General features: G+C 38.0%; 13 protein-coding genes. 2 read left to right on the top strand and 11 right to left on the bottom strand.

The annotated features are described in order from the left end of the window. Positions 1–6: 6 nt before the first annotated feature. On the bottom strand, positions 7–1,632 hold the full coding sequence (locus tag AC1D0Y_RS10075; protein WP_034275603.1) for a DHA2 family efflux MFS transporter permease subunit: 1,626 nt from the start codon (positions 1,630–1,632) through the stop codon (positions 7–9). 33 nt (positions 1,633–1,665) lie between these two features. Next, on the bottom strand, positions 1,666–2,304 hold the full coding sequence (locus AC1D0Y_RS10070) for a biotin/lipoyl-containing protein (RefSeq protein WP_013082429.1): 639 nt from the start codon (positions 2,302–2,304) through the stop codon (positions 1,666–1,668). 279 nt (positions 2,305–2,583) lie between these two features. Between AC1D0Y_RS10070 and AC1D0Y_RS10065 the strand changes: the two genes are divergently transcribed. Further along, entirely contained in the window at positions 2,584–3,045 is a 462-nt protein-coding gene (locus tag AC1D0Y_RS10065; protein ID WP_050690712.1) for a MarR family winged helix-turn-helix transcriptional regulator, read from the top strand. Positions 3,046–3,094: 49 nt separating this feature from the next. Here AC1D0Y_RS10065 and AC1D0Y_RS10060 read toward each other — a convergent pair whose 3' ends face one another. The 7 genes from AC1D0Y_RS10060 to AC1D0Y_RS10030 form a co-directional block, all read right to left on the bottom strand. Then, positions 3,095–3,898, bottom strand: coding sequence for an endonuclease I family protein (locus AC1D0Y_RS10060; protein ID WP_060746750.1), 804 nt, complete (start codon positions 3,896–3,898; stop codon positions 3,095–3,097). Next, positions 3,895–4,854 (bottom strand): S8 family peptidase, encoded by a 960-nt coding sequence (locus tag AC1D0Y_RS10055; protein WP_060746749.1) that lies wholly within the window; start codon positions 4,852–4,854, stop codon positions 3,895–3,897. Before AC1D0Y_RS10055 ends, AC1D0Y_RS10060 begins: the two co-directional genes overlap by 4 nt. Positions 4,855–5,055: 201 nt before the next feature. Further along, positions 5,056–5,796: a DsbA family oxidoreductase gene (locus AC1D0Y_RS10050; RefSeq protein WP_060746748.1), complete on the bottom strand. Its 741-nt coding sequence runs from the start codon at positions 5,794–5,796 to the stop codon at positions 5,056–5,058. A gap of 142 nt (positions 5,797–5,938) precedes the next feature. Continuing rightward, positions 5,939–7,195 (bottom strand): alkaline phosphatase, encoded by a 1,257-nt coding sequence (locus AC1D0Y_RS10045; RefSeq protein ID WP_060746747.1) that lies wholly within the window; start codon positions 7,193–7,195, stop codon positions 5,939–5,941. A gap of 140 nt (positions 7,196–7,335) precedes the next feature. Continuing rightward, positions 7,336–8,316, bottom strand: coding sequence for a DUF3231 family protein (locus tag AC1D0Y_RS10040; RefSeq protein ID WP_060746746.1), 981 nt, complete (start codon positions 8,314–8,316; stop codon positions 7,336–7,338). A 401-nt stretch (positions 8,317–8,717) separates the two neighbouring features. Then, complete coding sequence (locus AC1D0Y_RS10035) at positions 8,718–9,638, bottom strand: oxidoreductase (protein ID WP_060746745.1); 921 nt, start codon at positions 9,636–9,638, stop codon at positions 8,718–8,720. 154 nt (positions 9,639–9,792) lie between these two features. Continuing rightward, on the bottom strand, positions 9,793–10,164 hold the full coding sequence (locus AC1D0Y_RS10030) for a thiol-disulfide oxidoreductase DCC family protein (protein WP_028408045.1): 372 nt from the start codon (positions 10,162–10,164) through the stop codon (positions 9,793–9,795). A gap of 418 nt (positions 10,165–10,582) precedes the next feature. On the opposite strand from AC1D0Y_RS10030, the gene AC1D0Y_RS10025 reads away from it, so the two are divergent. After that, on the top strand, positions 10,583–11,806 hold the full coding sequence (locus tag AC1D0Y_RS10025; protein WP_060746744.1) for an MFS transporter: 1,224 nt from the start codon (positions 10,583–10,585) through the stop codon (positions 11,804–11,806). A 110-nt stretch (positions 11,807–11,916) separates the two neighbouring features. On the opposite strand, the gene AC1D0Y_RS10020 is transcribed toward AC1D0Y_RS10025, so the two are convergent. Together AC1D0Y_RS10020 and galU are read right to left on the bottom strand one after the other, a co-directional pair. Continuing rightward, positions 11,917–13,128 carry an MFS transporter gene (locus AC1D0Y_RS10020; protein WP_477707540.1) on the bottom strand — a complete coding sequence of 404 codons (1,212 nt, stop codon included), beginning with the start codon at positions 13,126–13,128 and terminating at the stop codon, positions 11,917–11,919. A 103-nt stretch (positions 13,129–13,231) separates the two neighbouring features. Then, positions 13,232–14,140, bottom strand: coding sequence for a UTP--glucose-1-phosphate uridylyltransferase GalU (gene galU, locus AC1D0Y_RS10015; protein ID WP_060746026.1), 909 nt, complete (start codon positions 14,138–14,140; stop codon positions 13,232–13,234). Positions 14,141–14,151 lie beyond the last annotated feature (11 nt).

Here is a 14,151-nt window from a genome sequence, read left to right as displayed (position 1 = left end):
AGCTCCTTATGAATTTATACTTTTTGGAGCTGGAAGCATACGAATATCTTCCTCTTGAGCTTTTGATTTCTTTTCTTCGACTACTTTATCTTTACGTACATCACGAAGGAAGAAACTTAAAATTAAACCAATAACAGAAATTGCTGTTGCCCAGTAAAAGGCATCGTTAATACCTTGGATCGTACCTTGCTGCGTCATTTTTCCAGATAAAACCTTCAGCGCTTGCTGCTGAGCCTGATCTTGTGATAAATGCAAAGTAGCAGCTACTTTTTGTACAAATAAATGAAAGCTGTTCATAAAGAATGGATCAGACGTATTCATGGAACTGCTGATTTCATTTACATGATACGTTGTACGGTTCGTAAAAATGGTCGTCATTAAACTAATACCAATTGAACCACTTACTTGACGAAGCGTATTAGACATTGATGTTCCGTGACTGCTTAGTCGCTGCGGAAGCTGATTCAAACCCGCTGTCATAATCGGCATCATTAACAGTGACATACCGAACGAGCGAATAATATAAATCGCTAAAATATGATTAAACGGTGTATCCATCGTCAGCTTCGTAAATTCAAACGTTGAAATAGATGTAATGAGCATACCAACGATTGCTAGCGGACGAGGTCCCACCTTATCAAACAATGTACCTGAAATCGGCGACATAACCAGCATAACAAGTGCGCCAGGAAGCAAGAGCAGTCCTGAATCAAAAGCAGAATATCCGCGGATATTTTGCAAGTAAATTGGAAGCAAGAACATACCTGCGTACATACTGATTGTAATCGCAATACTAATAATATTTGATAGTGAAAAAATATTATATTTAAACACACGCATATCCAATAGCGGCTTTTCAGATTTAATTTGTTGAAGAACAAATATAATTAAAAGAACTGCTCCACCAATGATTGTAGAAAGAACAACTGAATCCGTCCAGCCGTCATTTCCAGCTTCACTGAATCCATAAAGCAATAATCCCATACCTGCAAGTGATGTCACAACAGAAGGCATGTGAACTTTTACATCCTTTGGAGGCTGAATGTCTTTTAATTGAAAGAAAGCAATAATTAATACAATGGCACCTAATGGCACCATGCCGTTAAAAAGGATGTGCCAATCATAGTTTTGAATAACCCATCCAGATAACGTTGGTCCAATAGCCGGTGCGAACATCATGGCTAAACCAAAAATCCCCATCCCTTTTCCTCTCATGTGAGGAGGGAAAATAAACACAATAATGGTCATAACAAGAGGCGATAAGACACCTCCGCCAATAGCTTGAATTAAACGGCCGGTAAGCATAATCGAAAACGTAGGTGCAATTCCGCAAATCAATGACCCTACTGTAAAACAAAACATTGCAAATAAGAACAAGCGACGCACACCAAATCGTTCAATTAAAAAAGCTGAAAGCGGAATTAACGCCCCGTTCACAAGCATATATCCTGTTAACAACCACTGAGCTGTATTTGCCGTTACGCCAAACTCAGTAATCAAATGCGGGATGGCTACGTTCAGTAACGTTTGGTTTAATATCGCAAGAAACAAACCAAGCATTAAAACAATCAATAGCGGAATATGCTTTTTGATGGATCCATCACTTGTGTTTTCTATACTGGCTGTCATCATATTTCCTCCTTTCTTGAACTGTTGTAGTAAGAATTAGTCTTTCGAAATTTTTACCTCGGCGTTCATACCTGGCAGTACATGCTCTGAATAATTAGAAATAGAAATTTTCACAGGAACCGTTTGAGACACTTTTGTGTAGTTTCCATCTGAGCTTGAGTTCGATGTTAAAGATGAAAGTGAATTGGTTGCATATCCAATTTCTTCGACTTTGCCGTCGATTTTTGCACTGCTGTCTCCGTCTACCGTTACATCTACATCGTCGCCTTCTTTAATATCCTTAAGCTGATCTTCTTTAATATTTGCTACGATAAATAGGTCTTTCATATCTACTTCCGTTGCAATTTGCTGTCCAGCTTGAACCATTTGATTTTCTTTTACGTTTGTTTGAATAATTTTTCCATCTGCTGGCACTTTAGCAGCTACAGACCCTTTTTCAGCTTGAATTTTAGCAATTTCAGCATCTTTTGATACATCATTTCCTTCTTCTACTGTCCAGCTTGCTACTTTACCTGCTGCAGGTGCAACTACATTGTATACATCTCCGGATACTTTAGCGTTATCCGTTGTAATATAGTTCGATTTTTGAACGTAATAATATCCTCCTCCAATTAATAAAGCTAAAATAACGATAATTCCAATAAAATTTGTTACCATTAAGCGACTTCTAGACATTCATTACTCCTCCTTAATACTTCACTAATAAAATTACTTTTTTATATAGCTTTTTCATAAAGATATTATCTCCATCTATTATGAGATATGTTTCTTTACAGTCATCTATTTGGTTAACCACCTAAATAACTTTATCATAAAGATATTTTTTCGTAAAGATATTAATTTAAAAATAATAATGGTGGTTAAAGATAATCATTGCCATCCTTTACAATTGTTTCATTTTATTTTAGAGTTAGTTTATATACGTCCGTAGTGTACAAGGAGATGGAAGCTAGCATGGATAACAATTTAGATTCAAAAATTGAACACCTTTATCAAATTAACACATCTTTTTTTCAATATATGCGGCATTTAGTCGAAGAAACATTAAAAACACAGCCTTATCACTTAACACCCACTAAATTTTATATCTTAAACTACATTGCCAGCGGCACAAAGTATATGGTAGCAGATATTTCAAATAAACTTCACTTAACCTCGGGCGCTACAACTAGCTTATTAAATCAATTGGAAGAAGAATCTCTCATTCAACGCGTGCGAGACGAAAAAGACCGGAGAGTCGTGTGGGTTTCACTGACCGATGAATCAAAGAAACTTGTTTTAATGATTACAGAGAAGCGAAATGGATTTTTAAAAGATATGCTAGCAGCTCTAACTGTAGAAGAACAAGAAGAATATTTTCGCTTATTAAATAAAATGGATGCCCTTTTAAGTGATAAATATGGATTTTCATATTAGATTATCCAAAAGAGATCCGCTTCAATCCGAAGCGGATCTCTTCGCTATTTTAGAAAGCAGAACTCATTAACGCACCTGCTTTGTCAGGAAAATCGATAAAAGGATTTCGGTTGCCTTGCAACTCAAAGATTGCTGCATTGCGATGTTTTTCATAAAGTGAAACAGTAAATTCTTCATGCCATTTTAGTAAAAGAGGAAGATCTACTCGCGAAGAGTCAATTTTATTATGATAGCGAATAAAAAAATAAAGCGTAGCCCGAGCCACAATTCCTTTGCCATATTCAGGTTCAAACTTACCTTTTTCTGCTTTGCCACATCCTTCTTTCACATCTGATTGCTTTACTTCCGGCGTATAATCCGGGAAGTCAATATAAGAAGAATTGCCTCTTCGACTGTTACAAGAAGGTTCACACGCAAATAAATGATGCAAATCACCTCTCATAGGCTCTTGTTTCCCAAACCAAGATTGCGGGACAACGTGCTCACAGTTCAGCAGTATATCATTGCTTGAAAAAGATGAGTTACTAAGCGCCTGAAGTTGATCAATATCTTGCTGTATAGTTTCTAACGGATCCATCCCTTTCCCTGAGTATAGACTTTTCAGCTCCCCATTCTCCTGTAGATCCACCCATGGATATACATATTTATGTGGCGAATAACTCAGCAAATGCTGATGCGTTTCCGTTAACAAAGTTTGCATGGCTTCTCTTTCAAAGAGCGTATCTTGATAATAAAGATTTTTATTTTCTTCATCCATCTTTTCATCATAATAACTTCGATTGTTTACGTATTCGTGATAAAGAGCTTTTGCCTGCTGCTTTTCCATCATTAACATATCTAAACTGCTTCTCATCCGATCACCTCTGAAGTCATTTGACGTTGAATTTCACGCAACAGCTTTTCAACAACGGTCAAGTGCACAAATCCGTTTCCTACTTCTCTTGGTGATTCATTTAATGGAAGCGTTCTTCTAATTAACTGTGCATAAAGCTCTGGTTCTGTAAGTGTCCTTCCAAACGTTTCATTTGAAAGAACTTTTATCAATGCTAAGGCCCCCGCTATGTGAGGTGTTGCCATAGAGGTTCCGCTCAGTGCGGCATACTTTCCGTTCAAGTAAGTTGATACAATCTTCTCTCCCGGAGCCACTACATCTACTTCGTTGTTTGAGTTGGAAAATGCCGAAGATCGTTTCTCTAAATCAACAGCTCCTACGCTAATCACTTCATTATATGACCCTGGGTACGCAAACTCATCTGTGGAGCCTTCTCCATCTCCTTCATTTCCCGCTGCGCAGACAACTAAAATATTCTGATCAACAGCATCTTGAATCGCTTCATGTACCTCAGGCACATCCGCCGGACCTCCAAGCGACATCGAAATGATATCTACTTTTTGCTTAATAGCGTAGGTAATACCTTCAATAATCCACTCATATTGACCTGAACCATTTTCATCAAGTACTTTCAGAATAAGTAAATTCACTTCGGGAGCCACTCCTACAACACCTGTACCATTATGAGCTGCTGCAATTGTGCCTGCTACGTGAGTACCGTGACCATTATAATCTTGAAAAATATCTGGATTTTGTTGATCATCGTGTGTGAAATTTCTTCCTCCAATAATTCGTTCCTGCAAATCTGGATGTGTAACATCACAGCCAGTATCCAAAACTGCTATGGTTATTCCCCGTCCCTTTGTTTGCTTCCATACTTGCTCTGCTCCAATTAGAGCGACTCCTTCTGGGACTTCATTAAATTGATTCCATTGTTCAACTACTTGAAATGGGATAATGCGCACTTTGCTCTTCATTCAGATTCCCCCTGCAGGATTAAATGGAAGCTAGTTCATGGTGGGATCACTTTTAATCGCTTATTTTTGGAGCTTACTCATCGAGGTTTGTTGCTTCTAAACTTATTATAACATAAAAATAGAACACATGTTTGTGTTTTTGTAAATTTTTTTTACAAATAAACAAAAAGCAGAAGCGAAATTTCCACCTCTGCTTTTTGTTTATTGTTGGTTTTTAGAGGAATCAGGAACGGCACATTGACCATCTGCACAAAAGGCATCATCTGCGCCTTCTGGAGAAAGACTCTTCAAAGCGGGAGTCGGATTTTCTTCTTCCCATACTTGTTGGAGAGCTCCTACAAATTTTTCGACTGGCTGTGCACCTGAAATCGCATATTTTTGATTAACAACAAAATATGGAACACCGCTAATACCATATTGCTGAGCCGTTGCTTCATCACTGCGGACTTCATTTGCGTATGCGTTTTTATCTGCGAGAATTTGACGTGCTTCTTCTCGGTCAAGACCTGCATCTTCTGCAACAGCAACCAGCGTCTCTTCTTCACCTAGATGTTTTGATTCAGTAAAGTATGCATATAAGAGTTTTTCTGTAATGGCTGCTTCTTTTCCTTGAGCCTTTGCAAATTTAGCTAAGCGGTGAGCATCAAATGTATTAGTTGGCTTCATATCGTCAAAATTAAAGGATAAGCCCACACTAGCTGCCTGCTGTCCGATTCCTTCATTTGCTTGCTTCGCTTGTTCAATCGTCATTCCATATTTAGCAGCAAGAGCTTCATTAATCGTTTTGCCAGTATTAACTGGGGCGTTTGGATCTAGCTCGAAGCTTTTAAATTCAACCTGCACATCATCTTTGTGTGCAAATTGCTGAAGCGCTTGCTCTAATCGGCGCTTTCCAATATAACAAAAAGGACAGACAAAATCTGACCAAACTTCTATTTTCATCGTGACACCTCTTCAATTCAAGATAATTCTTATCGTAGCATACCTTTGAAGAAATTCCATCATAACTTGCTCAAACAAAGCAAAAACACGGTGTTGATTTACATACTAAGTGTATTAAATCAACACCGTGTTTTTATCTCACTTATTTTAAATTCATTGCTTTTAGAAGAGCATCATGTAAATACGTATTTTCATATACTCCGGTAAATCTTTCTGAGCCGGCACCCATTGCATTTAAAGGAACGTCTGATGACGTATGCTCTTCAGTTGTCCAATCCGCAACGAACTGCTCTTTTGAATGAGCGATTGCAAATGGTCCGTCTTCTTTTGATGCTTCATTTTCACCGTTATCTTTATTGTCTACTTTTTCAAGTGCTAAACCTCCGGTTGCATGGTCAGCTGTTACTAATACGAGAGTGTCTGGGTGTGTTTTAGCATAAGCTTTAGCCATCTTCACCGTATCATCAAGCTGCTTACCTGCTTTAATCATGAGTTCAGCATTATTATTATGAGCCATTTCATCAATGGCTTCCTCTTCTACTACAAGAAAGAACCCTTTTTTATTTTGTGATAGCGTATTGATTGCTTTTTTTGTCATGTCTTTTAGAGATACTTGAGGATTGTACACATCACCTTGGCCTTCAGGAGCTTGTTGAAACATTTCTTCATTAGCAAACAGACCAAGCAGTTTTGTTCCTTTAGCATATTTTAATTCATTTTCGTTATTAACGTACGTATACCCAAGTTTTTGTGCTTTGTTTACTAAGTTCCCTTGCGTTCCTTTGCTTCCTTCAGTTTTATCTTCTGGCGGGGCATCTGAGTGTGCACCTTCATTTCCTTTTGGGTACCAATAATCTTCTCCGCCACCTAGAATCACATCTACTTTACTATTTTCAAGATACTGCTTCGCGATGTCACTTTGAGCACTTCGATCTTTAACATGTGCGCCAAAAGCAGCCGGAGTTGCGTCTGTTACTTGACTTGTTGTCACAAGCCCCGTCGTTTTCCCAGCTAATTTTGCTTTTTCTAAAACCGTTTGAACTGGCTTTCCTTTCATATTTACGCCAATAGCGCCATTATAGCTTTTAACTCCTGAAGCCATGGCTGTAGCAGCTGCAGCGGAATCCGTAACAAATGAATTTCCTGAAGATGTATGGACTCTTCCTACTGCCGGCATATCATCCATTGCTAACTTTCCATTTGCACCTACGGCGGCCAGTCGGATCGCATCACGATGATCGGTACCCATACCGTCTCCAACAAAAAGGATAACATTTTTAGCTTTTTGGTTATTTACGCCTTTAGCTGCTTTAGCATCTGTTGGTGAATTTGTTCCAAATGCCAGCGCTGCTACAGTTACCGCTGATAATACTGCCGCTCCAATTGCACGTTTTTTCATTGTTTACACCCTTTACTGTTTATTATTGACATAACTTAACTGTACACGCAGTCTGTTAAATCAACTTGAATAAAAGGTTAAAGGTGTGTAAAGATATATAAACTTCCATTTACAATGCATGAAAGAGGCTTTCCTTTTAGCTAATCAATACTTGGCGGAACTTCAAGCCAGCCTTTTTTGATCATAATTTCCGTTGCTTCGCTTGCATATTGAAACGCATCTTCTCCTATCAGCATCATTTTAGCGACAATATCTCTTCGAAAACTAAATGCTGCTCCAAACGCCTGACTTCCGATACTGAAGTTACTTAGTAAAATATCGCATGTCAGCATCAAACGATCCGAAAAAGCAGGCGTTTCAGAAGTCGTTATGCTTCCTGTTGAGGCAACAGAAGGTGAAATATCGTCTTGTATAATTATTTCTTCAAGTCGCGTAATAATTTTTTTACTGAGCTCTTTTCCTTTCAAAAAATGCTTTTTCACTTCGGCATCTTTCGCCGTTTGAGAAAAAGCCTTCATTAACTTCATCCCGACAATGTTTGTTTCGACTCCATGATAAATTTGCGCTAGCTCCATCGTATTTAATACTCTTTTGTCCGCAAATACATTTAAGCCGCTCAGATATTTTCTATCCGAAACAAACTCAACGGTGGTTGGCATCGGAATATAGGGTGGACGTGATAAAATTCCTTTTTTCAATAAGTACTGCGTACAGGAATCGTAGCACTCTTGCGTAATTTTTGTTAAATCTTGATAAAATTTCACCACATCTTCTCTGTAGGCCTTGCCTAAACTTAATGTATACATCCCCATACTAATTTCTTTGATGACACGAAGAAACATAATATCAAATCCATTAGTAAATAGTTTTGGAGCCTGTACGTTTACGTCTTGTGATGAAAGCCCTGTTGGCACTACCGCTCCCTCTTTTTCAAATATTGTTTTTATTTTTCGTATGTATATAATAAGCTGCTCACGCAAGTCCGTCATAATTGTTTTAGCATCTTCATCATCCGCATGTTCAATCATATAATCTAACAAGCAAATAATTAACGTTTTCTGCTGATATGTCATCCACAGCGTCCCAATTTCGCTTGAGGTAATACTAGGTTTGTCAGGCACTGTTACTTCCCTCCGCTTCTTCAACTTTGTTGAGTACGTCTACTTCTTTGAAAAGAGAGCATCCTCATTTTACATTTACTTATCATTATGCTATCCAACATTCTTTTTTTTATTTAACCCGCTGACCTATAGCTTTTGGGCAACAAAAAAGAGGCTAGGACAAAAGTATTTTAGACGAAATAAAAAACGAACCATTAATCAAGATGTTTGATTCGTGGTTCGTTTTGTTGGTTATGGTAAACGTAGGTTTAATGTGTGTAAGTCTTTCTAGCAGTTGATTCGAGGGAAAGAGAAGTCTCGCACGGAAATCAACGGCGGTTTCACGAGCGGTTCAGCTATGTATCCCATTTGTTCGCCTTTCAATTGGATTTATCTCGTTATGTCTCAACCTCTTTTTTACCTTACGCACGGAACGAATACATAACACCTGTCAATTTCTCGGATACGCTCCATAGTTTTTCCGCTACGTCCGGTTTAAATAAAACATCTCCCATCCTATCTTTTACAGGATATCCTTTTTTAGCATCTTTTCCATCCGGCCCGATATATGTACCGCCTTCTATTGATTCAGTGGCTGCATAAAGAGTAGGCAGCGCGCCCATTTCTGCAGATTGACTAAATAGCTTGACTAAAAATTTCAGCAAGCCGTTTGGCTCTTTACCTGAACCTCGTGATAATAGGTTAGTATTTGAAATACCCGGATGTACCGCAGCACTAATTGTCGTCGATCCAGCTGCTTCTAAGCGGTTTTGCAGTTCTTTAGCAAACAATAGGTTGGCAAGTTTACTTTGTCTATAGAACTTCATTGGACTGTAGCCTTTTTCCCCGTCTAGATTATCAAAATAGATCTCTCCAGAATTAGCAGCTATACTGCTTACCGTTACGACTCTTGAATGTGGAGTTGCCATTAGTAAAGGAAGCAGCAAACCCGTAAGCGCAAAATGCCCTAAATGATTACAGCCAAACTGCAGTTCAAATCCGTCTTTCGTTTTGCTGTGAGGCGGAACCATCACACCTGCATTATTAATAAGAAGATCCAAAGACGGGTATTGTTGAAGAAATTGATTGGCAAAATGCCGAATAGAGCTCAAGTCACTGAGATCTAATGACATAATAGTCACTTTAGCATTTCCGTTATCCGCTTTAATTCTTTTCTCAGCTTCTTTCCCTTTTTCCTCATTACGCACAGCAAGAATGATTTCTGCTCCTCGAGCTGCTAGAGCCCTTGCTGCTTCAAATCCAATGCCGCTGTTTCCTCCCGTTATAAGGGCTGTTTTTCCCGTTACATCAGGCATTCGTTCAGCTGTCCATTTTGTTATCATATAAGTTCTCCCTTTCAGCTATAGCTGTTTTTCTAAAATTCACGCGTCTAAATCACACTAAATTAACGTTTTTTTAAAATTAAAGTATGTATAAAGTATAATGTCTTCAAAACAAAAGGGACAAGCTTTTTCAAAGCTTGTCCCTTTTGTTTGTTTATGTGGTTCGCGGAGAATCGTAGCGTCCAAACCAGTCGTATCGGTTTGTGGAGACCCATTTGTATAGCGGACTAAACGCTTTGTTCATTAATGGTAAATGCAAAAGCACACCTATTGGAAATGTAAGAGGCAAAACAGCTAAAAGACGTCTGACCGTTTCAAATCCTGCTAGAACTTCTCCTTTTTTGGTCACCATATGAATTTGATCATATAAGTCTCTTCCCTCTTCTTTTAAGTAACTATACTCCGTTCGTTCAATGTATTGAACTGGAATCCACTGAATTTGGTTCGTCCAGTCCAGCGCTTTAATTATTTTTTTTACGTTATAACATAAAGGACATTGCGCATCAAAAAATACTTTGTGTTTCATTGTTTCCACCTTTCTTCTTTTGTTTCTTTTTCCTTAATTTATAAATACCCTTTTCTCCTTTTTAATAACCACTATTGGGAGGCACTTCTTGTGCATCCTGGCTTTAAAACAAACATTTTTTGTGGGGTTTCTTTTGTGAAGCCGCGAAAGAAGACAGGATTTTTTTATAAAATATCACTTTTTTGGTTTAAAGCGCTAAAAACATGTTAGAATAGATTTCATATTGATTTGAAGCACTAGGTGCACGCATTTAGTCACATACTAAAAAGGACTAAATAAATATAATGATAAAAGGTAAAGGTAATGTCTTCGTAAACTTATCATGGAAGTAGGTTTATAAATAACGAAGAAAAAAGGAGGAACGGGTGTTACTTTTATCCCTTTCATATAAGCTTTTTTACGTAAGGATGTGTAAACGATGAAAAATAAGTACATGCTGTCAGCTTCAGGTATGTATATTAACTACTTTCTACTTGGCATGGTAAATATCATGCTTGCATCAAATATGTCATTTTTGACAAAACAATTAAATACCGACGGCGCTGGAATCAGCTATATTATTTCTGCTATTGGAATTGGAAAATTGCTTTCGTATTCTCTATCAGGCATCTTGTCTGATAAATTCGGACGAAAGCCTTTGATTATTGTTTCATCTCTGACGATGGCTATTTTTTTAATCGGCATTCCATTATCGCCAAATTATCAAACAGCCTTTATCTTTGCCATTATTGCTGGTATTGCAAACTCTGCTATGGATGCTGGAACGTATCCTGCTTTGATTGAGGTCTTTCCTAAATCTTCAGGTTCAGCCAGTGTTCTTGTAAAAGCATTTATTTCAGCAGGAGCAGCGCTTCTTCCGTTTATGATTGCTTTTTTTGCAGATCGTGATTTATTTTATGGGTATGCTTTTTTTCTTCCTGCTCTTATTTATTTACTAAATATGATCTTTATGTTCAAACTGCCTTTTCCCAATCATAAACGCGAACAGAGTACAGTACAACAGCAAAATACAGCAGAGAATAAATTTATCTCTGCTCCTAAAATGAAACAAGAAGGAATTGCTCTTATTGTGATTGGATTTACTTCTACAGCGCTTTTTACGGTGGCTCAAATTTGGCTCCCTACTTATGGTCAACAAGTATTAGGTATGGCCGAAAGCACCTCGGTCCGCCTTTTAAGCTACTACAGCATCGGAGCGTTAATCTCTGTTTTAGTATTAGCTGTATTGTTAAGCAAAGTGCTTCGTCCTGTAACGGTTATTCTCGTTTACCCGATGATTACCCTTATAGCCGTACTTACGCTTCTGTTTGTTAAAGTACCTGCTATTGCAATTGCAGCTGCTTTTTTCATGGGATTTTCTACGGCTGGGGTCTTTCAATTAGCGATTACCGTTATGACCGAGCTTTTCTGGAACAAAAAAGGAACGGTTACGGGAATTGTAGCGACCGCTGCTGGATTAGCTGCAATTTTATTGCCTTTAGCAACAGGGCTCATGTCTAAAACGGGACATATTTCAATCATCTTTATTTTTGATGCGATGCTTTCAGTAGTAGGTATGGCGGCTGCCGCTTTTGTTAATTACCGCTACCGCAAAATTTTAAATAAAAATCGCAGCGAACAAATTCAAGAAACAGCATCATAAAAAAAGAAGCTGGGGCAAAAGTATTTTAGAAAAAGTAAAAAAACGAACCATTGATCAATGGTTCGTTTTTTTGTTGTGGTGAACGTATGTCTCACTCTCTTCTTAACTTCTCAACTCATTTCCTCAGCTGGTTTTTGCTTCATAAATAGAAACATCACACCTGAAACAACTGCAAAAACAGCTAAAATGTAAAAAGTAGAAGGCAAAGGAATCACGCTAACTAGTGACCCCATAGCTAAGCTGCTGACAACTGCTGAAGTTTGTATAGCGGTCATATACGCCGTCGTGGCTAGTCCAATTTGGCGCGGAGCCAGTGACTGAGCATATACCATTCCCACTCCCATCGTAGCGGACAGAATAAAGGCATAAAATACTTGAAGCGCAATTAACCCACTCAGTGGTAAATGAAGGCCCGTTAAAACAAAATAAAGCACTTGGAAAGCAATTCCAATAACAAAGAATCGTTTAACTCCGATCTTATCAGAAAAATAGCCCCCTAACGGCATAAATACTAGCTCAAAAACAGATGTAACGGTAAAGAGAATCCCTACAATCGAAACGGATTGTTTTAACGTATCCGTTATGTAGAGCGGCAAATACATAGAACGCCCGGAATCACCCGCAAAAATGAAAAGAGCTGCTACGAATACAGCTATTAACACAGAAGGTATACCGGCTGGCGCTTTTGAAGATGCATGAGCTGAAGTTTGGGGCATACTGTCTTCTTTAAGTGCAAAAAGAACCCACCCTAAAGTTGCTAGCGATAACAACCCTGATAATAAAAATAAAAGAGTATACCCTCCGTGGTCAATAATTAAAGCGCCAAGCATAGGTCCAAAAATATAGCCTTGTGAAAAAGCCATTCGCACGGTACCAGTAATCGTACCTGCCTGCGATTTGCTTTCTTGCTTTTTAACAATAAAATCATTCAGCAGGGCAAAGAAAAAAGAAAACGCATTAAACCCTCCTATAGCAAGTAAAATGAGTGCTATTGTATAAGAATGCGTAAACGCTAACGGCACTCTTGAAATGGTTCCAATCAGTAACGCCCAAATAATAAATGGCTTTCGTTTCCCCCATTTGTCTGATAACGAAGCTAAATAAAACGATACGATTAGACCAATAATGCTCATTGGCACAAATAAAAATCCTGCTTGAAAAGAAGTGGCATGCAATGTATTTGTTGCCCAAACCGTTAAATAAGGCATAAAGCCGCCAACAGATAATCCAATAATAAATAATGAAATAAAAATCGTTCGAAAATCCCGGTCTGTAAATACAATCTTTATGCCTGATACAAACGAATTTTCTGTTTTCGACATAAACTCATTTCAACCCTTTCTATCCAGCTGTCAAACGTTCAATTTCCGCAAAAAAATGCACCTTTCTTCAAGAAAAAGTAGAAGAAAGGTGTGTAAATGAAGGTTATTTTCCAATTTGTACAGCAATTTTTTCTTTTTGTTCTTCTTTGCTGATAAGTTCTTTGAATTTGGTCAAAAGAGGTACTTTTAATTCTTCATCTTTTAATGCAAAAGCAAGAGTCGTAAAAATAAAATCTAATTTTTCCCCTGCATCATAACGTTCACCCTCGAATTCGTAAGCATAAATAGAACGGTCTATATTCATACGCTGAATAGCATCCGTTAGCTGAATTTCCCCGCCTTTTCCAGCTTCCTGTGTTTCAAGATAATCAAAAATGTCAGGTGTAAATACATAGCGTCCAATAATTCCTAAATTAGACGGAGCTTCTTCGACTGATGGTTTTTCTACAAAACCATTCACTTCGTATAATCGGTTTTTATTTGCTTTTGGATCTATAATCCCGTAGCGGTGAACGGATTCTTCCTCGACGCGCTGTACGCCGATAACCGACGATTCCGTTTGGTTATACTGGTCAATCAGCTGTTTTAAACAAGGCTGGTATGGATCTGTTAAGTCATCTCCAAGTAAAACTGCAAACGGTTCGTTTCCAATAAACTGTCGAGCGCAGTTAATCGCGTGGCCAAGCCCCTTCATTTCTTTTTGACGCACGTAATGAATGTTCGCTAGTTCAGAGATTTGCTCCATTTCTTCTAATAGTTCAGTTTTTCCTTTTTGATGAAGCAAGTGTTCTAGTTGAATATTGTGATCAAAATGATTTTCAATTGCTTGTTTCCCGTTTCCTGTCACAATTAAAATATCTTCGATTCCTGATTTTAAGGCTTCTTCTACAATAAATTGAATTACGGGTTTATTTACAATTGGAAGCATTTCTTTTGGGATAGATTTTGTAACGGGTAAAAAACGAGTGCCCAACCCTGCTGCTGGTATAACTGCTTTTTTTATAGTCTTCATAATTATTTACT

The sequence above is a fragment of the Priestia sp. P1_B12_1 genome (assembly GCF_056406695.1).
This window is presented reverse-complemented; position numbering and strand designations above follow the sequence as displayed.